General features: G+C 58.9%; 19 protein-coding genes. 5 read left to right on the top strand and 14 right to left on the bottom strand.

All coding sequences use genetic code 11. The features are described 5' to 3' along the window. Positions 1 to 6: 6 nt before the first annotated feature. Entirely contained in the window at positions 7 to 903 is an 897-nt protein-coding gene (locus PZA18_RS13655) for a D-hexose-6-phosphate mutarotase (RefSeq protein WP_284101408.1), read from the bottom strand. A 345-nt stretch (positions 904 to 1248) separates the two neighbouring features. On the opposite strand from PZA18_RS13655, the gene PZA18_RS13650 reads away from it, so the two are divergent. Further along, positions 1249 to 1836 (top strand): phospholipid scramblase-related protein, encoded by a 588-nt coding sequence (locus PZA18_RS13650; protein WP_284101407.1) that lies wholly within the window; start codon positions 1249 to 1251, stop codon positions 1834 to 1836. Positions 1837 to 1936: 100 nt separating this feature from the next. Next, entirely contained in the window at positions 1937 to 2308 is a 372-nt protein-coding gene (gene yidD / locus PZA18_RS13645; protein ID WP_284101406.1) for a membrane protein insertion efficiency factor YidD, read from the top strand. Between the two features lie 289 nt (positions 2309 to 2597). On the opposite strand, the gene PZA18_RS13640 is transcribed toward yidD, so the two are convergent. The 11 genes from PZA18_RS13640 to PZA18_RS13590 form a co-directional block, all read right to left on the bottom strand. Then, the gene (locus PZA18_RS13640; protein WP_284101405.1) at positions 2598 to 3077 is read right to left on the bottom strand and encodes a hypothetical protein; all 480 of its coding nucleotides are present in this window, start codon (positions 3075 to 3077) and stop codon (positions 2598 to 2600) included. Positions 3078 to 3223: 146 nt separating this feature from the next. Then, entirely contained in the window at positions 3224 to 5098 is a 1875-nt protein-coding gene (locus PZA18_RS13635) for a reverse transcriptase domain-containing protein (protein WP_284101404.1), read from the bottom strand. A 360-nt stretch (positions 5099 to 5458) separates the two neighbouring features. Further along, on the bottom strand, positions 5459 to 7111 hold the full coding sequence (locus PZA18_RS13630; RefSeq protein WP_284101403.1) for an SWIM zinc finger family protein: 1653 nt from the start codon (positions 7109 to 7111) through the stop codon (positions 5459 to 5461). After that, entirely contained in the window at positions 7111 to 10203 is a 3093-nt protein-coding gene (locus PZA18_RS13625; RefSeq protein WP_284101402.1) for a HEAT repeat domain-containing protein, read from the bottom strand. Before PZA18_RS13625 ends, PZA18_RS13630 begins: the two co-directional genes overlap by 1 nt. A gap of 13 nt (positions 10204 to 10216) precedes the next feature. Next, complete coding sequence (locus PZA18_RS13620; protein ID WP_284101401.1) at positions 10217 to 11128, bottom strand: ADP-ribosylglycohydrolase family protein; 912 nt, start codon at positions 11126 to 11128, stop codon at positions 10217 to 10219. Beyond that, a complete protein-coding gene (locus PZA18_RS13615; RefSeq protein WP_284101400.1) occupies positions 11125 to 11652 on the bottom strand; it encodes a DcrB/PsbP domain-containing protein in 528 nt (175 codons plus the stop codon). The genes PZA18_RS13620 and PZA18_RS13615 overlap by 4 nt, the downstream gene beginning before the upstream one ends. 120 nt (positions 11653 to 11772) lie before the next feature. After that, positions 11773 to 13233 (bottom strand): radical SAM protein, encoded by a 1461-nt coding sequence (locus tag PZA18_RS13610; RefSeq protein ID WP_284101399.1) that lies wholly within the window; start codon positions 13231 to 13233, stop codon positions 11773 to 11775. Further along, on the bottom strand, positions 13230 to 14009 hold the full coding sequence (locus PZA18_RS13605) for a prolipoprotein diacylglyceryl transferase (protein WP_284101398.1): 780 nt from the start codon (positions 14007 to 14009) through the stop codon (positions 13230 to 13232). The genes PZA18_RS13610 and PZA18_RS13605 overlap by 4 nt, the downstream gene beginning before the upstream one ends. A gap of 12 nt (positions 14010 to 14021) precedes the next feature. After that, a complete protein-coding gene (locus PZA18_RS13600; RefSeq protein ID WP_284101397.1) occupies positions 14022 to 14207 on the bottom strand; it encodes a hypothetical protein in 186 nt (61 codons plus the stop codon). A 500-nt stretch (positions 14208 to 14707) separates the two neighbouring features. Then, entirely contained in the window at positions 14708 to 14989 is a 282-nt protein-coding gene (locus tag PZA18_RS13595) for a hypothetical protein (RefSeq protein ID WP_284101396.1), read from the bottom strand. Positions 14990 to 15000: 11 nt separating this feature from the next. Beyond that, positions 15001 to 15249 (bottom strand): hypothetical protein, encoded by a 249-nt coding sequence (locus tag PZA18_RS13590; protein WP_284101395.1) that lies wholly within the window; start codon positions 15247 to 15249, stop codon positions 15001 to 15003. A gap of 250 nt (positions 15250 to 15499) precedes the next feature. On the opposite strand from PZA18_RS13590, the gene PZA18_RS24975 reads away from it, so the two are divergent. Then, positions 15500 to 16474, top strand: a complete 975-nt coding sequence (locus tag PZA18_RS24975) for a GNAT family N-acetyltransferase (RefSeq protein ID WP_308447386.1) — start codon at positions 15500 to 15502, stop codon at positions 16472 to 16474. A gap of 52 nt (positions 16475 to 16526) precedes the next feature. On the opposite strand, the gene PZA18_RS13580 is transcribed toward PZA18_RS24975, so the two are convergent. Both PZA18_RS13580 and PZA18_RS13575 read right to left on the bottom strand, forming a co-directional pair. Further along, entirely contained in the window at positions 16527 to 17918 is a 1392-nt protein-coding gene (locus PZA18_RS13580) for a DUF1501 domain-containing protein (protein WP_284101394.1), read from the bottom strand. Positions 17919 to 17925: 7 nt separating this feature from the next. Continuing rightward, the gene (locus PZA18_RS13575; RefSeq protein ID WP_284101393.1) at positions 17926 to 19920 is read right to left on the bottom strand and encodes a DUF1800 domain-containing protein; all 1995 of its coding nucleotides are present in this window, start codon (positions 19918 to 19920) and stop codon (positions 17926 to 17928) included. A gap of 198 nt (positions 19921 to 20118) precedes the next feature. Here PZA18_RS13575 and PZA18_RS13570 point away from each other — a divergent pair, with 198 nt between their 5' ends. Both PZA18_RS13570 and mfd read left to right on the top strand, forming a co-directional pair. After that, on the top strand, positions 20119 to 20319 hold the full coding sequence (locus PZA18_RS13570) for an oxidoreductase-like domain-containing protein (protein WP_284101392.1): 201 nt from the start codon (positions 20119 to 20121) through the stop codon (positions 20317 to 20319). A gap of 81 nt (positions 20320 to 20400) precedes the next feature. After that, a complete protein-coding gene (mfd, locus tag PZA18_RS13565) occupies positions 20401 to 23838 on the top strand; it encodes a transcription-repair coupling factor (protein ID WP_284101391.1) in 3438 nt (1145 codons plus the stop codon). The last annotated feature ends 326 nt before the right edge of the window (positions 23839 to 24164 follow it).

The following is a 24164-nucleotide window of genomic DNA, read 5'->3' as shown; positions in this document are numbered from 1 at the left end:
AAAAGTCTAAAAGTCTGCCAGCGTCAGCAACGAACGATGGCTGGCACCCGCGTCCAACCGTATCGCCGCATCAGCCAGCCGACCTCGTTCAACACACAACATGCCTGCGTATTCATCGTCCCCCAAATCCGCCATACGCGCGGCCTTGTGAGGGCCTGGGTTCCACACCACGGCACAGGGCATATTGTCGGCCGTTACCCGCCGCATGCGGTTTCCATCCACCAGAATCAGCGTATCCGGCACATCCAGATAGATCGCGTCCGTCTCGCCAGCAATCTGCACCGGCCCCGACTGCATACGCCGCGCGTTGCCCTGAAGCTGATCTATGAAACAGCGGCCATCCAGCCCCTCAACCCTGACATTGTTCAGATCAGAAACCGGAAAATAACTATGCAAGGCGTAACTCATGTCAAAGGCATCGTCGCCGGTATTGCTCACCGAAAAAGCCAACTGCAGCTGCAGTCCCAGGGTCAGCACCAAGGTCGCCTTGAACGCATGCGGCCACCATTGGCGGCTTTGCTCCGAATCTTCGAGGCAAAAGACGACCCGTGCTTCGCCGCTTGGCAGGATGTCGGCCGACTCCAGTCGCCAGTCCAGATTTCGGGCAAAGCCATGAGAAGGCAGGCCAGGGTTATCCGGATGGGCATTGAACCAGGGCCAACATAGCGGAATCCCGCCACGTATCGCCCTGCCCGGCTCAAACAGCGCATCACGCGACACCCACAGCATCGGCGTATTCGATGCGCGAGACTCGAACTTCAACACCTGAGCTCCCTGCACGCTCAAAGTCGCCCGGCACAGCCTGGTTTCGACTTCGACCACTGCCTGCCCTCGCGGCAGGTGCTCAATTCGTACTCCATCGGGCAGCCGTAAAAAATACAGGCCCGCACTGGCATTCTTCACTATCAATTCCTCGCACATCTTATATTTGCCCGCATTCCGCCTCAGGTTAGTCCTCATGGAAAGAACCTGCATTTGCCGCAATAACGCGGACCTCCCGTTTCAGCCTAGACGATTTCAGCGATGTTTGACCAGCAGTCCCACCTGGTAAACCCCCGTCACAACGATTGCTCCCCATCTGCCTGACGGGTTTCGGTCAATTCATTAAATATGCTAAAGTCGTAAATTCTCAACACACATCATTGACGCATAAGAGCTGTTTGAAAAACCTTTTTCAGTTCGTGTATTAACTTTATTGTGCGCTTATCCAAACAGAATCCGCATTATCCTTATCAGGAAGAATCATTCATGTTCAATAGAACCACTTTTTTTATTCGTGAGCATGTAGGAATGCTCAAACTATCCGACACCTACGATATTCTCGATCCGGCCACTCAGGCACAGCTGGGAATTGCCAAAGAAAAACCGGGGGCTTTGATTCATGTGCTGCGGCTGATTGTCAATAAACGCATGCTCCCCACCACCGTCAATGTCTTTGAGGGCGACAGCCATGAAAATGACAGCAAACGGTTATTCAGCATCAAACGTCGCTTTTCACTGATCCGACCCAAAGTGGAAATTCTCGACCGCCAGGGTAACAAGATTGGTTACTTTAAAAGCAAGCTGATTTCAATTGGCCCTTCCTTTATGGTATTTGATACGGCAGACAATCAAGTCGCACAAATCAAAGGCGACTGGAAAGGCTGGAACTTCCAATTACTGGATAAAAACGAAAAGGAAATTGGCAGTGTTACCAAAAAATGGGCCGGCGTCGGCAAAGAACTATTTACTTCAGCGGATAACTATGTAATCGCCCTGCCCGATCAGGCCGATAAAAACATTTCCATGCTATTACTGGCCGCAGGGTTGGCCATTGATATCGTCTACAAAGAATAACCCGACGGGCACCGGGCGTAGCAATAAGCCACGCCCGGCAATTGACAGAGCCCCGCCCCAGGATTACACCTGCATTGTCATCCACCAGCCAGGATAGGCCATGCTCCGCTACGCAGTTCTTGGCGCCATCGTCGCTTACCAGCGCTACCTGTCGCCGCACAAAGGCTTTTGCTGTGCGTATCGCCACCTTACTGGCCACCATTCCTGCTCGGAATACGCCCGCCGTATCGTACAGCGCAAAGGCGCACTGGCACTTTGGGTTGCCTTGCCCCGCCAGTTCGAGCGCTGTCGCATGGCTTATGCCACCCTGCTTGCCATGCCTACCGAAAACAAGAAGCGGGATAAAAACAAGTCACCACGCTTGTCTGGTTGTAATGCGGGAAAAGGCGCCTGCGAATGCGCAGATCCATTCCTCAACTGCAACCACCTACCAGATGTACCTTGTGATGCACCTTGCGATTGCTCGTGGTAAGCAACCCCTTCCGCCAAAGGTAAAATGGGGCGTTCGTTAACGCCCCACTGACTCTGATACTGGCCTCGACATATCCGTCGACACCTGCCGGCTACACTTCCGGTCACCAAGTCGAGTTTTGGGGTAGGGTGAGTGCAGCCTGGCGAGCCCAATAAGCGAACCCTAACGACGCCATACCCCAAAAGCCGATCCCGGCCTCGCGTGGCTTACCACCTAAGTGGCGCGCTCGTCGCGTTGCATCAGGCCCAAATCCGACGAAACGTGATCTGGAAACAAAACTCAACAAAGCCTAAAAGCCTGCCCAACCCGCATAAAAGCCCCCTCCTTCTTCCCCGAACATCGGTCCGACCTTTTGTGTGGTGCGGTCAATGTATACCCAAGCTGCGCGGCCCGAGTACTGCTGTGAAAACGGGCCGATCGACCATGTGTAGCAGATGGTTTGGGGGGTGTTATACATCAGGGGTGCCGCTGTCGCGGTACAACCCATGACGGCGTTCACCTGGCTCAAGGTCATGCCAGTCTTGATGCCACTGACAATGGCATTGGAAAAATTCTTCTCGCTGCACTGGATGGGTCTTGCTCCCCGCATCGAAACCATCTGTCCGGGACTGACAACATTTCCAAGAGTGACAACCACATTCTTGTAAACGACATCTGGATCACCCGGCAGGGACACCGTATCAATCGTCAGCTGATTGGTTACTGGATCATAGGAGTCCGCTAGGGCAACAGCGGGTAGCATTAATAGCAGTGCCAACATCTTTTTCATTTAAAAACCCTCTAAACAAAAAGAAATCAAACCAGAAATCCACGACAAAACAACGTGTGGCACCTACCTTCCAACGCCAGGCCATCAGGAAGTTAATTACATGACCAAACCACCGCAAACATCGTCCGGCGGCAAAGTCATCCCATCTATCGCATTCGCCAAAGCAAGCGGCACACCACCACCACGCCCAGCCAGACCCACCAACTGGCCTTGCGACTGTTCATCGCATACCAGGCCCAGCCAGCGCTGCCGAATAGCAGCAACAGATTGCCGGACAACATGCCCCCCACCAGCATCAGCACAAACTGCACCGCCAGATTCACGTATAGCGAGGCAGGCATCGCCTCGTGGGGGTTTGCCGCAGGTGCCTCGGCCTGCGCTACCTGGGGCGGCGGAACCGCCGGCTGACTAGCCGCATCAAGGGTCGGATCAACGGTAAGCGTGGCTGCCGAAGCAACCGTTTCCTTGGCTTTCTGCAGCTGGATGGCCGTCTTTTCGAGCTGAGGTGCGGCTTTGGGCTTGGCCAGCTGGATCTTGCCCGGCAAGGCTTGACCGGCTGCGCTGGCGGCGCGGAACCGACGGAAATAGTCGCCATGCGTCCGGGCTGGCGCCCCGCCCCAACGGGCTTGCAACAGCGCCACCTGACGGCACATGAGGTCACCCTTGGCCGGATCGACCATCCGCACAAACCGGGCATAACCGGCCAGCGCATTCAGCACATCGGGATTCCCATGCCAGCTCTTGCCCGGCGGGCCGTCTTTCTCGACCTGATGCAAGGTCGCTCGAAAACGACGCAAGGTGGCACGGCACACGGTTGCATGGTGATTGACCACGACACCCGTCACTTCCTGCCTTGAGCTGGCACGCATAACGCGCTGTTTGTCCGGGTGCAGCACGAATCCCTCATCGGCAATCACCCGTTTGGCCTGCCACAGCAGGCGCGGCAGATTCGCGGCGCCTGCCGCGTCAGCAGAAAATGTCATATCGTCGGCATAGCGGCTGTAGCGAAAACCCAGCCGCTGCGCCAGCGCAGACAGACGCCTATCCAGACGTCGGCATAGCAGATTGGTGATGGCCGGGCTCGATGGCGCCCCCTGCGGCAGATGTCGCTCACCGCTCTGCACCTGAAAGCACATGCCGTCGATCTCCACTGCTTCGGTCGGCAACTCGGTGGTGAGCAGTCCCAGCACCGTTGCCAGCTGGCGTGAATAGCCAAACGACTGGAACAGGCCACGTACCCGCTGGTAGCGGATTGACGGGAAAAAATCCTTGAGGTCGAAGTTAACGACCACGGCCTGCCCAACATGGGGCGCGGCATTGCTGACGATGGACCGCCCCGGTACGAATCCGTGTGCGGCCTCACTCACCGGCAGCTTGGCCAGAATATTGTCGAGCACCCAGTACTGGGCACGTTTCAGTCTGGGCATGGGTGCGGAAATCAGCCGCAAGCCCCCTGTTTTTTTTGGAAGGCCGAATCGGCGGTAATGGCTGATGCGCGAGACGCTGCGCTGAAAGGCCAGGAAGCGTAACTCCGGCAGGGGGATGTCCATGGCCGTCGCCAGGGCCAGCGGCCCCTCCAGCACCGGCAGCCCTTTGGCGATGAGTCTGTCGGCATCCAGCCGGCCATCGGCCAACCCCTGCGACACGCCTTCGCCCAGGTAAAAAATCTCCCTGCCGCTCAGGGCGTGCCAAGCCAAGGCTTTCTGGTGACGGCGCTGGGCGGCTCTCTGCCGGGTTTCTTCACGCCGCGCCTTGGCATCGGCCATGCGTTGCTTGCGCATGGCCTGCAGGGCAGCTTCCGGATCGCTGGCGAGCCGCAGCTGTTCATTCAACGCACTCAGCTCACGCAGCAGCGTGTGCTCTTGCTGCATCAGCTCGGTCAGTTTGGCTTGCTCGGGGGCGGCCGCATCGGCAGACCAGAATCCCTGGCGCTGCATTTCTTCAAGAATGACTTCTTCTTTGCTGCTGGCCTGAATGCGGGCGAGAACGGCTTCACGGCTGGTAGGGGTGGCGTTGCTCATGATGGCAAGCCGGATAGCGGAGGCGGGAGTGTGCGGGTGGCAGGGTTCTCATCGAAGAGCCTTGTAGACTGGACCGCTCCACTCGAAAGCCGGGGCCCCTACCTGCTGCATCGGGCTTGGAACAAGCCACACCGTCATGCAGCAGGTAGGGAGCCCCGGCCCAGTGAAGAGCGGGCCAGTGGCGCGTGGGAGAGCTTGGTACAAGGACGGCGATCCACCGTCCGGGTTGCAAGAGCCTCCCTGCCACCCAGAATCTGCCACAGCTGCTGTGGCAAATTCACACATTCCCGAGTCTAACAACCCGGCGTGATCTCCTCAATCAAAAGTTCGGTTTGGTTGCCCTGGGTATCGAGCCTGCGCTCAGCCACGCTGCTGGCGCGCCTGCAGGTCGGCCGCCATGCGTGCTGCCAGAATGTGCGCGCACGGCCCTCGATACAGCTTGTTGTGGACGTAGTAGTCGCAATCACAACGGGCCGCCGCCATGCGCTCATCAAGGTCGATCTGCAAAGTCACGCCATGGCGACGATCGCCATCCTGCAGCTGTGCCGAGATCTGCCGGCCCGCGTCGCTGGCGCTGATGCTCAGGCCCTTGACCTTGCCTCGCGACACCAGCTGCGAGGCCTGCTCTTCCCGCTCATTGCAAAAGCGCAGGCGTTCAAGCGGCAGCGGCTCGCGAGACAATTCGCGCAGGCGATAGCAGCCATCAGCCAAGTCGTAAACCACCCGCCCGGCCTGGGTGTACGCCAGCAGGCTCGACTCAACCAGCGATGGCTGCAGGCCAAGGCGCAGGCCAAGCTGCGCAGCGGTCGCCTTGTAATCACTCGCAAGGGCCTGGAATACCTGCGCCTGGGTCGCGGTATCAACCTGCTGGCGCGGGCCGAACAGATCAAACTGTCCATTGCGCGACCAGTCGTTCGCCGTCCAGCCAGATAGGCCCAGCGTGTACTGCCAGTCGGCGCCAGAGACCATCCAGAAGCTAGGCAGGCCGGTGCCCAGCAGATGCACCTGCACCCGCTCGGCCACCCCTGTCAGCCGCTCCAGCGTCAGCAGGCGACGACGCCCCCAGATGCGGATGCTCTCGGCCGCTGGCGCATCGTGGCTGGAGCGTAGGCAGACTACCTCCTGCCCCCAGGGTTCGAACACCGCCTTGACCGGCTGACCCGGCACCAGCTCGAAGCGGATCGAACGGGGGCCGACCCGTTCCTTGCGCCAGCGCAGAATCAGGCAGAAGTTATGCAAATCCATCGGGTGCAGCTGCAGACGCCGGCCCGGCAAGGCCATCGCAGCGCTGACCTGCAAAAAGCCCCGAACCCAGCTTTCGGGCAAGTCGATTTTTTCCTCGACGAAACCGTCATCGACACCGGTCTGCACGGTAAAGCCGGCCGGCTCCACGGTCAGCCGGGTGGGCTTGTACTGGCGGATTTTCTGGAACTCGGCATACAGCGGCGCCGAGTAATCAATATTGGTGGTGCCACAGGCAAAGTCGCCGTGATGGCTGAACATCTCGTGACCGCAACTGAAGTTGGCGTAGGTTGATTCATCCTGGCTGAAGCACTCGAAGAACACCCTATCCGGGTGGACGGTGATCACCGGGTCCAACACAAACCAGAGGTCGCGGTTGTGTTGGTAGATATGGTTGAAATAGCGCTGTTTGGCTTTCAGATAAGGGGCCTGCATAGCCACGCGCTGTGTGCGTACCTCGGCGATCTGCTGGCTGAGCGCTTCCACCTGTCCTCGCAGCGATGACGCCTGCGCCATGAACTCGGCCAGCATCACCTGTTCCTGCCCCGCCAGCCACGCTTTGTAGGCGCTGACATCCCTTTGCTTGGTGCGCAAATCCGACACCACCACATCGTGCAAGGCCGATATGGCCTCGCGAAAAGGCAGATGGCGGCTGATGTCGGCAACAAAGTGCACGGGTTGGCGCAGGGTGTCGGGGGCAAAGCTGATGCCGGTGCCCTGATCATCGTGGCGCACCTGGCTTTCACCGTAATAGCGGTACTCGAACTGCATTATCCCTCCCCTCGCACCGCCGGTGCCGCAATCGTCAGGCGTGTTTCGATACCGGGAAAACGTCGGCGGATTTCATACAGGCCCGCCACATACTGGGCCTTGTCGCCAATGGCCACCGTCACAGCCAGCCACTCGAACAGACTCGCCACTTCCCGCGCCAGCGCTTCGGAATGCATGGCCTGCTGCCGCAGCAGCGCATGCAAAGTGCGCTTGATCTGCCGCCCCTTGTTGACCTGCGACAACACCAGCCGGAAGTAAGCAGCAAACTGCGGCAATCGCTCGGGATGCTGGCTGAGCACGGTTTGCAGCCAGTGGGCAACGAAGCCCTGCACGGCCAGCGAAGGGTGTTCGGCCAGCGCCAGCAGGCAATCCGCATCCTGGCCTTCAGCCAGACGGGTAGCGAGCTGGGCACAACCAAATGCCTGCACCGAGGGGTTGGCATGGTCGGCCAGGGTGATCAGTTCGGTTGTCTGCCACTGCCGATTGGGCACGCGCTGCGCCAGCCAGCTCAGGAGCTGCTGCCGGCTATCGTCCCAGCGCCCATCGAGAATCGGCAGCAGGGTCGCCGGGGCCAGCCCGGCAAACAGACGGTCGAGCACCGCCATGGCACGTTGGCGCACATCCTGGGTATCACAACGCGCCAGCGACACCCAGTCGGCTACCGACAGGCTCTCATCCGGCCATTGCGGCAGCAGCCATGCCCCAAAACGCTGTGCAGCGGTGCTTCGCGCCTGCAACAGGCTCAGGATGTGGGTGACTGGCAGATTCTGGCAGGCCGATGCAAGCGTCTGGGTGAGAAAGCCGTGAATCGCATCATGCATGCCGGGAGCCTGCTCGGTGCGATACAACACCGACAGCAGCTTCGGCAGCAGGGCATTGGCGAAGGCCGGATCATGTGTCAGCAGCTTTTCTACAGTCAGGAGCGCCTGCTCGCGCACGACTGTGTGCGGTGAAACGCAGAACATGCCCACCAGCTCGGCCTGGGCCAGCAGCAGGGGCAAGGGCATCGCCGCCAACAGGCGCAGCCCGGCAGCGAGCAGACGCGGCTCGTCACTCTCCAGCAACTGCCGGAACAAGGTGGGTGGCAAGGTCTGCACGGGTTGTTGATGCAGAATCAGCCAATCCACGGCCAGGCAACGCACTGCCAGCAGCGTGTGGTCAGTCAGCGCCAACAGGGCCGGGTAGTCGGCCAGCGCAGCAGCCTGCCGCAAGGGTTGGGCGACAGCCCAGCCGATGTTTTCGACAATGGCCTCCAGCGACTCGGTGAGCGTGTCGGCCAATGTCAGCCATTCAAGCAGCTGCGTGACAATCTGCCCGGCCACAGCGGAATCGGCTGCCGCCACCTGGCAGATCAGGCGGGCGTGGCGCCTGACCTCGGCATGGCGTGCGGTCAGCACCCCTACCACCAGCGGTGTGCTGTGGGCGTATGCTGCCGGATCCTGCTCGAACAGGGCCAGCCCGGCCTGCACCACCTCGGCGTGACGACTGCCCAGCAGCAGCACCAGCCAGGGTTCGCGCTGCAGGGGCGACGTCTCGGCAGCCAGCAGACGGGTGATGTGCTGGCTGGCAAATGTCGCTGTCACTGCGAACGGGCTTCCCAACAGGCTGCGCCAATGCACGTCCTGCATCCGGGCGCAATAGGCCGGCAGATCAGCCAGCGCCCGCACGGCAAACGCCTGCACCCACTCGGCATGGCTGGCCAGTGCCAGCTGCAGCAGCAAATCTGGCCGGGTATCCCATAGCTTGGCATAGGGTTCATAGCGTTCAGGCCGTTGTGCCGGCAGCAGGCTCAGGGCATAGGCAGGCGCACCATTTCGCCGGAAGTGGATCGGGCCATCCGGCCGGAACAGCAAGCGGTTGAACAAGGGGGAACGCGCATGGGCATGCCGGTATTCGATATGTGTTCTGTAACCGCGATCCCAGGTTGAAACGGTCACCTGATGGGCCGGGGCGCTGGCATCGTCAAAACTACGGAGTGCCGCATAGGCCAGGGGGGCAAATTCCGGGCTGCCATAGGCGCCAAGCCGTCGCAGACTGCGCCAACCCCGGCGTAACAGGTAGTTGCGGGTGCGGTTGGAATACGCCAGTCGGCTGTCGCTGCGCGGTAACTCGTCGCAGACTTTTACCCACTTGCGGCCCAGGTAAACCGATTGATTGGGGTAGGCATAGTAGAAATTGTGGCCCGTTTGCTCAAACCGATGCTGCAGCAAGGCCCAGATGTCCGCATCCCCCCGGAACTCGGCAGCCTTGTAGAGGTGGCGCAGCGCCCGGAAGTTACCAGCAGCCAAGGGCATATCCGCCAGCTGCGCCAGCAAGACGGGTCGGGCGGTTGGCTGGCATTGGGCGACTTCATCCAACTGCTCCAGCCAGTCGGCAACCTTGAATGACTTCTGGCTCGCCAGTTCGGAGAGAACTGCGTCGATGTGTGTCATCGAGGGCGTGGCCCAGGCTTCGCGCAGGGTGGCTGGCCAATCGGCGATCAGACGCTCAGCCCAGGCATCCCGTTCGGCGGAGTCGGACAGCGCCAGTTCGGCCCACCGCGCCAGTCGCCGGGTCGCCTCGGAACGACCGCGCTGCGCCAGATGGTGCATGGCGTCACGGGCGCCGGTATCGCCACACCGGCCAATCGCCCACGCCAGACAATAGTCGAGCCGGTCATCGCCGGATTCCAGCAAGGTAACCAACCGGGGTACGGCTGGCTTCAGCCGCAATTCACCGATCTGCCATACCAGCCGCGTCCGTTTGCCGGGTGCGAGCAAACGCCAGTCATCGGCCTGCAATCGGCTCAGCAAGCGGGCTTGCCTCGCCTCGCCAAGGCTCAGCGCAGTGGGCTCAACGGCAGGCACCGTCTGCCCTGCCATCAAAAACCCGTCCGTCTGTTTCTGCATGGCCAACTTCTGGGCCAGGGTTTCAGCGGCACTGCGGTCCGGCAAGCCGCCGAAATAGTGAAGATCCTGCCAGTCTTGCCCGGCCGGCTGCCACATCAGTCTCAATCCGACAAGGCCGGCGGGTTCCGCCTCCAGACAGAGGCGCAAATTGCCCCCTTCCGTACCCGGCCGATGCAGCAGCAAGAGGTCTGCGCGGTGGTTCATGCTTGATCCTTGTTCAATGTCTGCGCTGCGCCAGCAGCTGATCGGCCAGGGCGGTGATTTCCTGCGCCATCACCAGCCGCTGCCGCCAGGGCAGTGGAATCGCTTCGACGCCATAGTAAGCGCCCGCCAGCTGACCGCAGATGGCGGCCGTGGTGTCTGCGTCATCCCCCAGATTGGCCGCGCGCAGGATCGCCGCCTCGAAGCTGTCGGTATGCCAGAAGCACCAAAGCGCCGCTTCGAGCGATTCCATGACATACCCACTGCCCTTGATCTCGCTCTCGGCCTTGTCGCGCCAGTCGCCTCGGGCCAAGGCCGCCACTTTGGGTGGGCACGGCTCATCCTGTAGCCCCTGCACGATGGCATCCTTGCTCTGACCAGCCAGCGCAGCGCGTAACTGCCGGGCAAACAGGCGTGTTGCCGCCAGCACTTCCTCGGCGCCATGTGTAGTGCGGGCACTCTCCGCTGCCATGCCGGGCAGCTGATCAGGCTGATCGAAGTAGTAGAGCACCACGGGCGCCAGTCGCATCAGACTGCCATTGCCGGCCTGACGTGGGTCGGGCACCCCCGCAAACGGGTTGCCGGAAAGCTGATACCGCTGCAGGGCCCGCGCTATCGTCACGCCGATATCAAAGCAGCTACCGGTACTGCTCATATAGCCATGCTGTTGCCAGTTGGTATAGCGATTCATCTGGTCTCGCGCATCAAATCCCTGGCAATGCAGCAGGCTATGCGCCAGACACAGCGCCATAGACGTGTCGTCAGTCCAGGCACCGGCTGGCAGATTGAACGGGCCACCGCCAACCATATCCCGTACTGGCTCGAAACTGCCGCGCGGGGAAAACTCAACCGTAGTGCCGACAGCATCGCCACAGGCCAGACCAAGCAGACAGCCCCGGAAGCGATTTTGCAAATTGGAAAAGCTCATTTATTTTCTGGCAAAACAATAGTTTGCATGCTTTTTCGCAATGCAGGCTCTATTTTGGAAAATTCATGACGGATGGAATTAAAATTGAATGCCAGCATTTTCTGGTCAAACGGCGTGATCAGCATGATGTTATAAATATCAACACCATCCCGGTTTGAAATAAATTCCAGCTGGATCCATTTTCTATCTTGCAATGCAATCACCTTACGGGCTTTCCACTCCAGCCCTGGCACGCTTTGCTCGAAAGCCTTCTCAAAAGCACCCAAAGCGGTTTCCAGCATCTCAACCGGCAGGGCTTGTGGCCTCACTTCATACGCAATCGTAACCGTGCGGGCCTTATTGGCGACCACTGTCGCAGGCGGATTGGCGACGGGAAATTTGACGGCGATTTCTTTTGCCGTCATGGCGGTAAAGCCTTCGGGGGCATCAAAATGAATACCAGTTCCGGGCAAGGAATAGGGCTTGGCCATTGCCGGCAAGGCCACCGTCAGTGCAGCAAAAATTACCAGCAGGATATTTTTCATTGATGTCACCATCAGGAAGAGAAATCCAGTTTATCCATTTAGGCGCCACATTTGAATAAATACTCATCCACCTCAAACAAAAGCATTTAAAAATCAAAGCGCAAAGTAAGAAGCAAATATTTACTCTCCATAAATCGGCCGCAACGACATCACCCGCTGCCGCTGTCTGGTGGTCTGCGCAATCTCATCCTGTATGGTTTGCAGCAACCCCGCCCGGTCATCCCGATAGAACAGGTTGTACGCCTCGAACGGGATCAGTCGGCCGTCGGGGCGGGCGAAGTGGATGCACGACTTCTTCAGTGCCCGGATATCGAGGTTGCTGGCGTCCATAAACTGCACGATCAGCACACGGAACACGTTGGCGTAGGTCAGCGCCTGTGGCGCCTCAACGCTGGGCAGGCAGCACATCAGTTCAGACAGGCAACTGGCCTGCGATTCCGGCGAATGATTGGTGGCAAACAGCTTGAACAGACTGGCTTTGAGTGCCGGGTCGCGTTCGAACACAATCGTGCTGCGCTCCCCCGCCAGCAGAGTGTCGGCATCTAGATAACGGGTCAGCGGCACCACCTCATCCTCAAGCTTGATGGCGTAAGCCATGGCCAGGGTATCGGGGTTGCAGGGGACGGGCCGTACATCATCCAGGCTGAACAGCCCGCTCTGCGCGGCAATCGCACGACGAATCTCGCTGACCGTCAGACGGTGGCGCTTGCCATCGAAGCCTTCCAGCCGGCCGGCCTCCTGAATCGGCTGCAACGTCACTCCCCGGACGCAGCGCTGCTGCAAGCCATAGCGGATGATGTCGCCGATTTCGTCATCGTTCAGCCCACGCTTCAGCGTCACCACCAAGGTGGTCGAAAGATTGAGCGCATTCAAGCGCAATATGGCCTGCTCCCGAATTCGGCTGAGGTCGGCGCCCCGCAATGCCTGCAACGCCAGGGGGCGGAACGAGTCGAACTGCAGATAGATTTCGAGCCCCGGCGCATAGCTGGCCAGTCTTTCGGCAAAGTCCGGGTCTTGGGCGATGCGAATGCCGTTGGTGTTGATCATCAGATGACGGATCGGCCGGGCACGGGCCAGATCCAGCACGGCAAAGAAGTCGGGATGAAGCGTCGGCTCGCCACCGGAAATCTGCACCACATCGGGCTCACCTTCGTTGGCAACCACCGCATCGAGCATGGCCTCGATTTCGGCCAGACTGCGATGCTCGCTGCGTTTAGGCCCGGAACCGGCATAGCAAACCGGGCACTGCAGGTTGCAATGATCGTTGATCTCGACGATCGACAGGCAGGAGTGCTGCATATGATCAGGGCAGAGACCGCAGTCATAGGGGCAGCCATAAGTCATCGATGTATTGAACTGCTGCGGCATCTCCGGCGGTTTGAGGTAGACCTCGCGACACTGCCGGTAGTAGTCGGCATCGTCACTGACCAGCACCCGCTCGTTGCCATGCGCCGGGCACCACTTATCCATATAAACAGCGCCGGACTTCTCGATGATCTTGGCCTCTACCGTGCGATAGCACTGGCCGCACAGCGCCGTTGTGGTGTCGTAGAAGAGGTAGGGCCGATTCTTGCGGCTCATGAGGAGGCACTTTCTAGTGATGCAGACGTGCGCCACAGCCGCCACGCCCGCCAGACAAATGGAAGATAAGCAGCGAGCGCCAGCAGGCAGATCCACTGGATTCCCGACAAACCACCCGGATACCCATACGGCACCGGCTTGATGGCATCGACCAGGAGTCGCCACAACAGATACGCCACCACCCAGCTTTTGAACAGCAACCCCGGTACCGTAGCCAGTGCGGCTTGCCAGAGCCGCAGCCCCCGCCAGAGCAGGCCGCAGAAAATGATCTCGTAGAGCTGGGTTGGGTGCCGTGGCTGGCCATCCCCAAAGTCCACACCCCAGGGCAGGTTGGTTGGCACGCCATAGGTGCCATCATGCAACCCCGCCAGAAAGCAGCCGACGCGGCCAATCATCAACCCCAGCAGCAGCGGGAAAACAAAAAAGTCGCCGGTCGAACGGGTCTGGTGGGTCAGCCATTTGGCGAGTTCCACCCCAAGCAATCCACCCAGCAAGCCACCCACCATCGACTGCCCACCCAGCCAATTGCGCCAGTCCTGACCATAAACCGCCCACAACTGTGGATTTTCCACCCAGAACACCAACTTGTTGCCCAGTGCAGCCCCGGCAAGACAACCCACCAGCACGGCGTAATGGGTCGGTGCCAGCACCGACTGGCCATCACCACACCGGCGCAGCCGCAAGTAGTAGCGGGCTCCAATGGCCATGCCAAGAAACTCAAGCAGTTGATGGGCAATCAGCGCATGCTGAGCAGACAGGGCCAGATGAAAAGTCATGAATCGGCAAGATCAGTTAGGGGGATTGCCATCGCCGTGGCTGTCCGACTTGGCGGCAGAGGGCGGGATGACTTGAGGGGACGATCGCTGCGCAGACTTGAGCAAATGATGAATCATGAAGAACAGTAAAAGTGACACGCCTACCAAAGACAAGTCCCACAGCAAATTCCAGACATTCGCTCCGGAAAGTTCGGTCATTAACGCCTCGGCATTGCCCAAAGTGAAAATGGCGCCACATAAGCCTAGGTTCTGTTGACGTAAGGTTTACAGTCGCGCCGGACCGAGTTTTGGGGCAGGGCTATACCCGCAAGGAGTAGGCCGTGGATGGTAAGGGGCTAAAGCCCCAACCACCACGCACGGCAGGGTAAGCGCGGTTTAGCGAGCTAAATAAGCGAACCCTAACGACGCACTGCCCCAAAAATCGACCCCGGCCTTGCGTGGCTGTTGCCGCGTAGCGGCTTACAGCCACGGCATCCTCCTGGCGGGGACGCAGGATTTCACCGGAAAACGGCCTGGCCCTGTGTTGCAGAGCGCTTGCATAGAATGACTATGCGGCGCGCTCTGCGCCTTGTTCCAGGCCATTTTCCGGTGAAACGCGATCTGCAAACCTTACGTCAACAGAACCTAAACCACACGCTGGCAGAAATAGAAACAAGGCCACGACGATCTTGACCGCCTTCATCAGGGTCTGCACCCGCTCACCTCATCGAGTCGGGTTTGCCAGCCGCCCCGGAGTGCTCCGTCCACATCGGCGGCATCTTTGCACTCACGCGGTGGGCGATACAAAACAGGCCCCACAGGCACAACCCACACGCCGCCAGCAACACCAGCCCCCCGGCGATCCCATTGCCTCCTGCGGCCCCGGCCAGCACCAGCAAGCCCATGACGCCATAGCTGACAGCCAGAATCGTCAGAAGCAACATCGACACGGTCTGCCAGACCACCTTCAACACGTCGGTAACGCGACAGCCAGCAAACATGGCTTCCTCACTCAGGTGGGCGGCGGACTGGAGCTCTCATCTTCCGGCGGCTTGGGGGGATGCGCCGGGTTCAACGAGCGCGCCAGCAACACAACGAGCCAGCCAAGCACTGTGGCAATCCCGACACCGCCAGCACCCAGCCCAACGGTTTCCCATTGCCCGATAGACAAGCCCAGTGCCCCGCATAACCCGAAACCGATTGCCAGAATCGACAAAACACTGATCAACAGCACTTTCAACAGGATGACGAGTGTTTTCACTTTTTTCCTTAAGGGCCGCTTCCTTTAAGACAGCTCAGATAGCCCGCCTTTGTCGGTGAAAATCCGCCGGAGCATTTCCACTTGGACCCACATTTCCCAAAGAGAATCCTGCACGTTTGCAAAATACCCGTCTCGAACCTGAAACCCGCATTTACCCATTTAAATCGGGCACACAGGCCACCCACATTCCCACACCTAACCCACAATAGAATTTAAAATATACAAATACGTTTACCCCTTCGCCAAAAAAATGTCGATACCCGCCAGCCTCAAAATCATTCCCGCTGCCACCATTTCTTTTTCGGCCCCTATTATTTGTGTCGATATTGCGTATTCCGATCTGGTCCAAAAACTGGGCGAACCGCACGCAGCCCCCACGGCCAAAGAAGCGTCTGCCGACGCGGTGCATTGGTGGTTCTTTGAACTGCCTTGGGGCCAGCAGATGGGGTTTGAATACCCCTTGCCCGGTACACAATGCCTGATTCATTTTGCAACGGCAGAAATTAACGCCGCACTGGAATATCTCGAATTACAGAACTGGCCCACGCACCTGAATGAGTCACTTCTGGCAATTTGCCGACAACAGCATCCGGCATTTACCGCCGACTTGTGCGACGCCGATTTATTCCGGCAGGACGACAATGGGAATATGATCTTGATGCGCCATTTTGAAAGTCGGCGCGTCGCCGAATTTTATCGGCAACACTATGAATCATTGGGGCATAAGCAGCTTTATTGGGTAGAAGCACAACGACCGCTGCCGCCGTTTCATATCCGTCTGGCAACCCTGGCCGATGCCGCCCGCATTGCGCCATTGTTTGACGCCTACCGGCAGTTCTACCAGCAAGCGCCCGATCTGCCGTTGGCCTGGAATTTCATTACCGAACGGCTACAGGCCAATCAATCAGAGATCTTGCTGGCGGAACTCAACAACGGCGAAGCCGCCGGCTTCTGCCAGTTGTATCCAAGCTTCTGCTCGATTCTGGCAGCGCCCGTCTATGTGCTGTATGACTTGTATGTTGCCCCGACTGCCCGACGCCTCGGGCTGGGCGCCGCCTTACTGGAAGCCGCCGAGCAGCATGCCCGCACAAACGGCTATGCACGCCTCGACCTCACCACTGCCCGCACCAACCTGCCGGCACAGGCTTTGTATCAGGCACAAGGCTGGACACTGGATGCGGTCTATATCGCGTACAGCAAACAAACGGGATGCCATGCCTGTTGAGGCTTCTATTTCGGCTTCGCCTGGTCAGGTCTACCGTACGGGTGACCCGCACTTACGGTGACAGAAAACCGAGATTTGGACGGTCAAAGCGACTGAGATTGGGAAAGAGGGTGGCCACATCGGCAGCACTTGCTCCGAGCCATTGCCCTAACGTCGCCGCATATTGGTAGGTGGAGGTGGTAGGGATGACATGGCCATCGCTCGTGTCGTCCGGCCCACCGATCGAGAGTTGCGGCATACGGCCGTAAATGTCGCCGCCCTGCACCGCACCGCCCATGACCATGTGGTGCGAGCCCCAGCCGTGGTCGGTTCCATTGTCGTTATTGGTCAGTGTCCGGCCGAACTCCGACTGGGTAAAGGTGGTAACGGACTCTGCGACACCCAATTCAACCGTGGCCCGATAAAAGGCGTAGAGCGCCTGACTGACCTCACTGAACAGCCTTGGCTGTACCTCTGGCTGCTGGTCATGGGTATCAAATCCGCCCATCGACACAAAGAAAATCTGCCGCTTTGCCCCCAGACGACTACGAACAGAGATCAAATTGGCGACCATTTTCAGCTGATTGCCAAGTGGCGTATCTGGAAACGATGCCGTAAAGCCCCCCGCCTGCGCCAAGGAATTACGCATCAACTCGCTCAGGCTACGCGACAATCTTGTCGCTTCCGCAGACTGCCGCTCCAGCAGATTGCTACTGGCCAAGCCCTCGTCCAGCATCGCCTGAAAGGCCGCTATCCGGCCGGCCTCGTGCGGCTCATTCAGACGGTTGAATTGCTGCACACCATTCACATCGAGTGAATACGGCACCACCGCCCCCCCGGTCTGGAACACATTGTCGCCATCCAGAGAAATATTGATCGAGAGACCATTCGCCTGATTCTGAGCCTGTAGCAGGTCTCCCAATCGCCCTCCCCAACCCTGCAGATCCAAACCTTCCGGACGTCCCATCATCCACTGATCGGACTGATCAGAATGCGAAAACAGCTGGGGTGGCAGGTTATGACCCGACTCGTATTCGGCCTTGCTGGTGGGCGCCAGTAATGTACCGACATTGGCAACAACCGCCAGGCGCCCCAGGCCAAACAGGTTTTGCATTTCAGTCATGGAGGAATGGAAACCGAAACTACGGCCATCCGTGGAGCGCGGACGAATGGGCAACAGTCCTGCCTGCGGTACCGCCAGTCGCACCCGCGCCTGCTGATACTGGTTGTATCCAGCTGCGTCGCTAGGTACCAGCATGTTGAAGGCATCATTTCCTCCCAGCAGATATACGCAGACCAGCGCCCGATAGCTACTGTCCGGCCCTGCCGCCAATGCTGAAGAAGTCCCCAATGCAGACAGGCCGCCCAGTGCTGCAGTCAGCGAGCTACCGCCCAGCGATGCCCCGGAGGCCCATTTGAGGAGTTGACGTCGATTGATACTGGCTTCAAGTAATGAACGCTTCATGCGGGTCTCACTTCTGGATCTGGTATTGAGGCGACGTCATGATCAGGAACAGCGCCTCCTGAATCCGGCTCTTGCCACGATCATCCGTATCCAGCGTGTTGAGGTAGTTCACCATTGACCGGCGACTGGTCGCCGTCATCTGCCCACTTAGCAGTAACAGATTCAAACGGTCCACCAAGGGCCCGCTATCCGGGTTTCCTGCCAGTGCGCGCAAGGGCTCGAAATCGAGCAGGATGTCTTCTGGCCGCGCTTCCGGATTCCCTTTCTCGTGCTCGAACACGTTGTAGGAAAACCAATTACTGAGCTGCACGATCGACGAAGCATCCACCCGCTGAAATTCAGGCCCGACCAAACCCGCCATCTTGAGCGGGCCTGCCGGCACATAGCGCGGCTTATAGAAATTGAAAACCGAAGGTGCGCTGTAAGGCGCCTGGCCCAGGTCCCAGTCGGGATACCAGAACTGGTATTTACCGTTACCTGCTGAGGCATTGAGTGCCCTCCAGACATGACTGACCATGAGCAAAGGTTCACGGCGCTTTCCGAAACTGGCATTGGTCGGTGCAGTATCCCGGGCTTCCGGGTCCAGCAAAATGGCGCGCACCACGGCTTGCATATCCCCTCGTACCCCTTTGCCATTGTTGGCAAAAACCTGCGCAACACGGCCAACATAGGCAGGAGTCGGGTTACTGGTCACCAGTCTCTGAATCAGCTGACGGCCGATAAACGGCCCGACGTTCGGATGATTGAACAAGGTATCGAGCGCAACTTTCAACTCGCTGCGAGCATCTTTACCAGCCGGAATCCGAACCCCACCGATGATGGTCTTGGCATCGGTATCGTGGTATTCGGCAAACGGTACCATCTGTACAAGGTTATTCTCCGGACCATCATAAAAACCGGCCCGATTCCAACTCCAACCCGTGAGCACGCGCGCCAGATTCGTGACATCCGCCTGGGTGTAGGTGGGCAGCGGTTTGCCTTGTGCATCGGTTTTGATAGTGCCATCCGCATTGAGCTGTACCAAACCGATCGAAAACAGCTGCATCAGCTCTCGCGCATAGTTTTCATCGGCATGGATATTGTTTTCCGGATCCGGCTTCTGGTTACCCAGCATATTCAGGTAGAGCCCCATGGCCGGGCTCAGGGTCACGTCTTCCAGCAGGGTTCGAAAATTACCGAAAGCATCCTTGGCCAGCAGATCGTGGTAGTAGGCAATGGCCTGATGATCACCAAGATTATTGCCACGATCCGATACGACAAAGATTTCGCTCAAGGCCAGCGCCACGCGCTGCCGCAACTGATCCTGCCCGGTCAGGGCAATGTGCCACCAAGTCTCCATCCGGGTATTGCGGGCATCCGGCTCTGCACTGGCCAGCATCTTTGGCAGCAGTAAGGTCGCTGGCGTATTGAACTGTGTTGTGAGCCAACTTTCGTAACCTGTCGCAGCGACTTGTTCGATGTCTTGAGGCCGGGGGCCAAATGTCGCCTGGGCCAGAAATCGGGCTGATTTGCTCGCCGCCGATGCCGGCGCAGCGGGGACGGTATAAATCCCGGAGTAGAGCCGACGGGCCAGCATGTCCTGCTCTGTCTTGCCGTAACCGATGTACACCGTGGTGCCGACATACGGGGTCAGATCCGTATTTGAAAACAGCGGAAATTCGTGCTCGCCCAGAACCCCTTTGAAGAGGGCGGGTAGCTTGCCATCGAAAGGAGACCAGCCATTGGGTGTCAAGACATACAGATTGCCATTGGGCAACAAGGCGGCAACCATCACCACACCAGTCTGCCCCCGGTCTGGGCCGGTCACTGACAAACCCAGAGAAAGTGAAAGTTTCTCCACACTGCCTACAGGTACTGCGCGAGGCGTAAAATCAGCGGCACTCGCCCAGTTGCTGACCAGCACCAGACCTGCAGCCAGCAACCATGAGGAACACCATTTGCGACAGAGTGCCATCTGCGGCCCTTCCGGGAAATTGGGTTGACCACCCATTTTCCATGACATCGGCGTAATTTTTCCAGTAAATTACTTCCGGTAATTTTTCACACTTTGTCTGTATGCCGCCCCTTATCTGGGCTTTCAGGCTTCAGGCTCAAGAAGCATGGCTGTGGATAACCAAAAATAATCCACAAGACAATGAGATGGCCCTGGTGCGTACCGTGCCGATTCTCATTCTGCCCATCTGCGGAGTACAATCGTTTCATGCAGATTCCACCACGCCCAGAACCGCCCGTTGCCCCCGACCCAGCCCAGTGTTGTGACTCGGGCTGTCAACCTTGCATCTGGGATTTGTACAACGAGGAAGTCGCCCAATATCGCCAGGCGCTGGCAGAGTGGGAGGCCCGCTATGGCGGTCGTCTTGCTTCCCCAATACAGGGGGAGCCGCACATTCCGCCAGCCTGACCGGCCCACCGCCGCTGCTGCAGGCCGGGTTCAACCCTCAATAGAGCGAAGTCCAACCCAACCGTGTCAACAAAACCCGCCATGTCTTCGTTGCTTCCGTCCATTCCTCTGCCGCCAGCCGGCCAGAGACTGTCTCTCGCCCTGCCAGCGGGTTCTGCCGATGCCCGCCTGATTGCCGACCTCGCCACGCAGGCCCGCCCGGTGGTTGTGGTGACCGAAACGGCACAGACCGCTTCGCGCCTGAAAGACGAGGTGGCATGGTTCAACCCTGAACTGGCGGTCGCCCTGCTGCCTGATTGGGAGACACTGCCCTACGACAGTTTTTCTCCGCACCACGACCTGATCTCGGAGCGTCTGGCGACCTTGTGGCAGATCCGGCAAAACCAGGCGGACGTCGTGCTGATCCCGCTGACCACGGCATTGATGGTGTTGCCCCCCGTCGAATACCTGAGTGCCTACACCTTTTTCCTGAAGCAGAAAACCCGGCTTGATGGCGACCGGCTGCGGGCTGATCTGACCTTGGCCGGATATAGCCACGTCAATCAGGTATACAGTCCGGGGGAGTTTTCGTTTCGTGGTGGGTTGGTTGATCTTTTCCCGATGGGGTCAGCCCTGCCCTACCGGCTCGACCTTTTTGATGATGAAATCGAAACGATCCGCACCTTCGATGTCGATACCCAGCGCAGCATCTACCCGGTGCCGGAGATCCGCCTGCTACCCGCGCGCGAATTTCCGCTCGACGACGCAGGCCGCAGCAAATTCCGTTCGCGCTTTCGGGAAGTATTCGAAGGGGATCCCTCCCGCTCGCGCATTTACAAGGACATTTCGTCCGGCGTGACGCCCGCCGGCATCGAGTACTACCTGCCCCTGTTTTTTGACCAGACCGCGACGCTGTTTGACTATCTGCCGGGTGACGCGCTGATGGTCTTGCATGGCGAAATCGAAGAAGAATCGAAACGCTTCTGGGCGGATACCCAGAGCCGATACCAGATGCTGGCCGGCGATAAGGATCGCCCCTTGCTGCCGCCTGCCGACCTGTTCCTGCCGACAGACCGCCTGTTTGGCGGGCTCAAACCCTACCGTCGCATCGAACTGACAACGGCTACCGCCAGTGTTGATGACATTGTGCAGTCGGGCTGGAAGGCGGCCACGTCGGTATTGCCGGATATCCGTGTGGATCGCCGGGCCGAAAATCCCGTCGGCAAGCTGACGCACTTTATCGACCATCACACAGGGCGGGTACTGTTGCTGGCGGAAAGCCTGGGACGACGCGAGACGCTTTCCCAATATTTTGCCGAATATGGCCTCGATACCTCTGCAGTGGAAAGTTGGGCCGACTTTCAAACCAGCCAGGCCCACATCGCACTCGCGGTGTCACCGCTGGCGGTCGGTTTCGTCAGCAAGAACGGTGTTGCAGTCATCACCGAGGCCGATCTCTATGGCAGTCCGGTCGGCGCCTCCCGTCGCAAGGCAAGCAAGCGGTCGAGTGCTGAGGGCATGCTGCGCGACTTGTCCGAGCTGAAGGTCGGGGATCCGGTTGTACACGAGCAACATGGCATCGGGCGCTATATGGGGCTGGTCAGCATGGACCTCGGCGAAGGCAGCACCGAAATGCTGCTGATCGAGTATCAGGGCCATGACAAGCTGTATGTTCCCGTTGCCCAGCTGCATCTGATTTCCCGCTACTCGGGCGGCTCGCCCGATGCAGCACCGATGCACAAACTGGGCTCCGGCAACTGGGAAAAAGCCAAGCGCCGCGCAGCCGAGCAGGTACGCGATACCGCAGCCGAACTGCTGAATCTCTACGCCCGACGCGCTGCGCGCCAAGGCCACGCCTTTGGCTTCAACCCGCATGACTACGAAGCCTTCTGTGAGGGCTTCGGCTTTGAGGAAACCCCTGATCAAGCCTCGGCTATTCAAGCCGTGGTTGCTGACATGACCTCCGGCCAGCCGATGGATCGGCTGATTTGCGGCGATGTCGGCTTTGGCAAAACCGAGGTCGCCTTGCGGGCGGCGTTCGTAGCCGTATCCGATGGCAAACAGGTGGCGGTGCTGGTGCCCACCACTTTGCTCGCCGAACAACACTTCCAGAATTTTTCTGATCGCTTTGCCGATCTGCCGGTAAAAATCGCCGAGCTGTCGCGCTTCCGTTCAAAAAAGGAAATCGACGCCGCCATGCAAGGTTTGGCGGAAGGCCAGATCGACATCGTGATCGGCACGCACAAGCTGGTGCAGGATGGGGTGAAGTTCGCGCGGCTTGGACTGGTGATCATCGACGAAGAACACCGTTTCGGCGTACGGCACAAGGAACAGCTCAAGGCCCTGCGCAATGAAGTAGATGTCCTGACTCTGACCGCCACCCCGATCCCACGCACGCTGGCGATGAGCCTGGAAGGTTTGCGCGACTTTTCGGTAATCGCCACCGCCCCAAGCCGGCGTCTGGCTATCAAGACCTTTGTCGCCAACTGGAGTGATGGCGTGATCCGCGAAGCGGTATTGCGTGAACTCAAACGGGGTGGCCAGGTGTTCTTCCTGCACAACGAGGTCGATACCATCGACAACATGCGCGAGAAGCTCGCCAATCTGCTACCCGAAGCCCGCATCGGCATTGCCCACGGTCAGATGCGTGAACGCGAGCTGGAACACGTGATGCGGGACTTCTATCAGCAACGTTTCAATCTGCTGCTATGCACCACGATCATCGAAACCGGCATCGACATCCCCAATGCCAACACCATCCTCATGAACCGCGCCGATAAATTCGGCTTGGCACAGCTGCACCAGATGCGTGGACGGGTCGGTCGTTCGCACCATCAGGCATACGCCTATTTGCTGGTGCCAGACCTGAAAAGCCTGACACCGGGCGCCCAGAAGCGGTTGGAAGCCATCCAGATGATGGAAGAGCTGGGCTCCGGTTTCTATCTGGCCATGCACGATCTGGAAATTCGCGGCGCAGGCGAGGTACTTGGGGATTCGCAATCTGGAGAAATGCAGGAAATAGGCTTCGCACTCTACTCGGCGATGCTGAACGAAGCCGTCAAGGCTCTGAAAAAAGGGGTCGAGCCAGATCTGAATGCGCCGCTTGGCGTAGCCACGGAGATCAATCTGCACGCCCCTGCCCTGCTGCCTGATGACTATTGCCCCGATGTTCATGAGCGGCTGGTGCTTTACAAGCGGCTTGCCAACTGTGAAAGCGCCGAGGAACTGGATGATATGCAACAGGAACTGATCGACCGCTTTGGCCTGCTGCCGGCGCCTGCAAAGATCCTGCTCGATTGCCACCGCCTGCGCATGGTAGCCCGCCCCATGGGGGTGGCCAAACTGGATGCGTCGGACTCCGCCATCGTCATCCAATTCGCAAAGACAACGAGCGTTGACCCAATGAAAATCATCCAGCTGATTCAGACCAAACGGAACTACAAGCTGGCTGGCCAAGACCGGCTGCGGGTGGAAAGTAACCTGCCCGATCCTGCCCTGCGCGCAGCCCGCGTGAAAGAGTTACTTGGAGAGCTACGCTAGGCTGGCTCTGTTGACGTTTTGTTTCCGATCGCGCCGGGCTGAGCTTTGGGGCAGGGCGAGACAGGGTGAGTGCGGTTTAGCGAGCGACATAGACGGACCCTAACGACGCCATGCCCCAAAAATCGACCTCGGGCTTGCGTGGCTGTTGCCGCAAAGCGGCTTATGGCCACGGCATCCCCTTGCGGGGACGGAGGGTTTCGCCGGGTTTGGACCTGCGGCCGCGTTGACTACCAGGCTGTTGGCTTGCCATGCAAACCTTACAGCCTGTGCGCCCAGACGGGAAACCACGTGGCTTACCACTAAGCGGCGCGCTTTTCACCTTGCAT

This window comes from Parachitinimonas caeni, from assembly GCF_030129945.1.
Taxonomy (GTDB): Bacteria; Pseudomonadota; Gammaproteobacteria; order Burkholderiales; family Chitinimonadaceae; genus Parachitinimonas; species Parachitinimonas caeni.
This window is presented reverse-complemented; position numbering and strand designations above follow the sequence as displayed.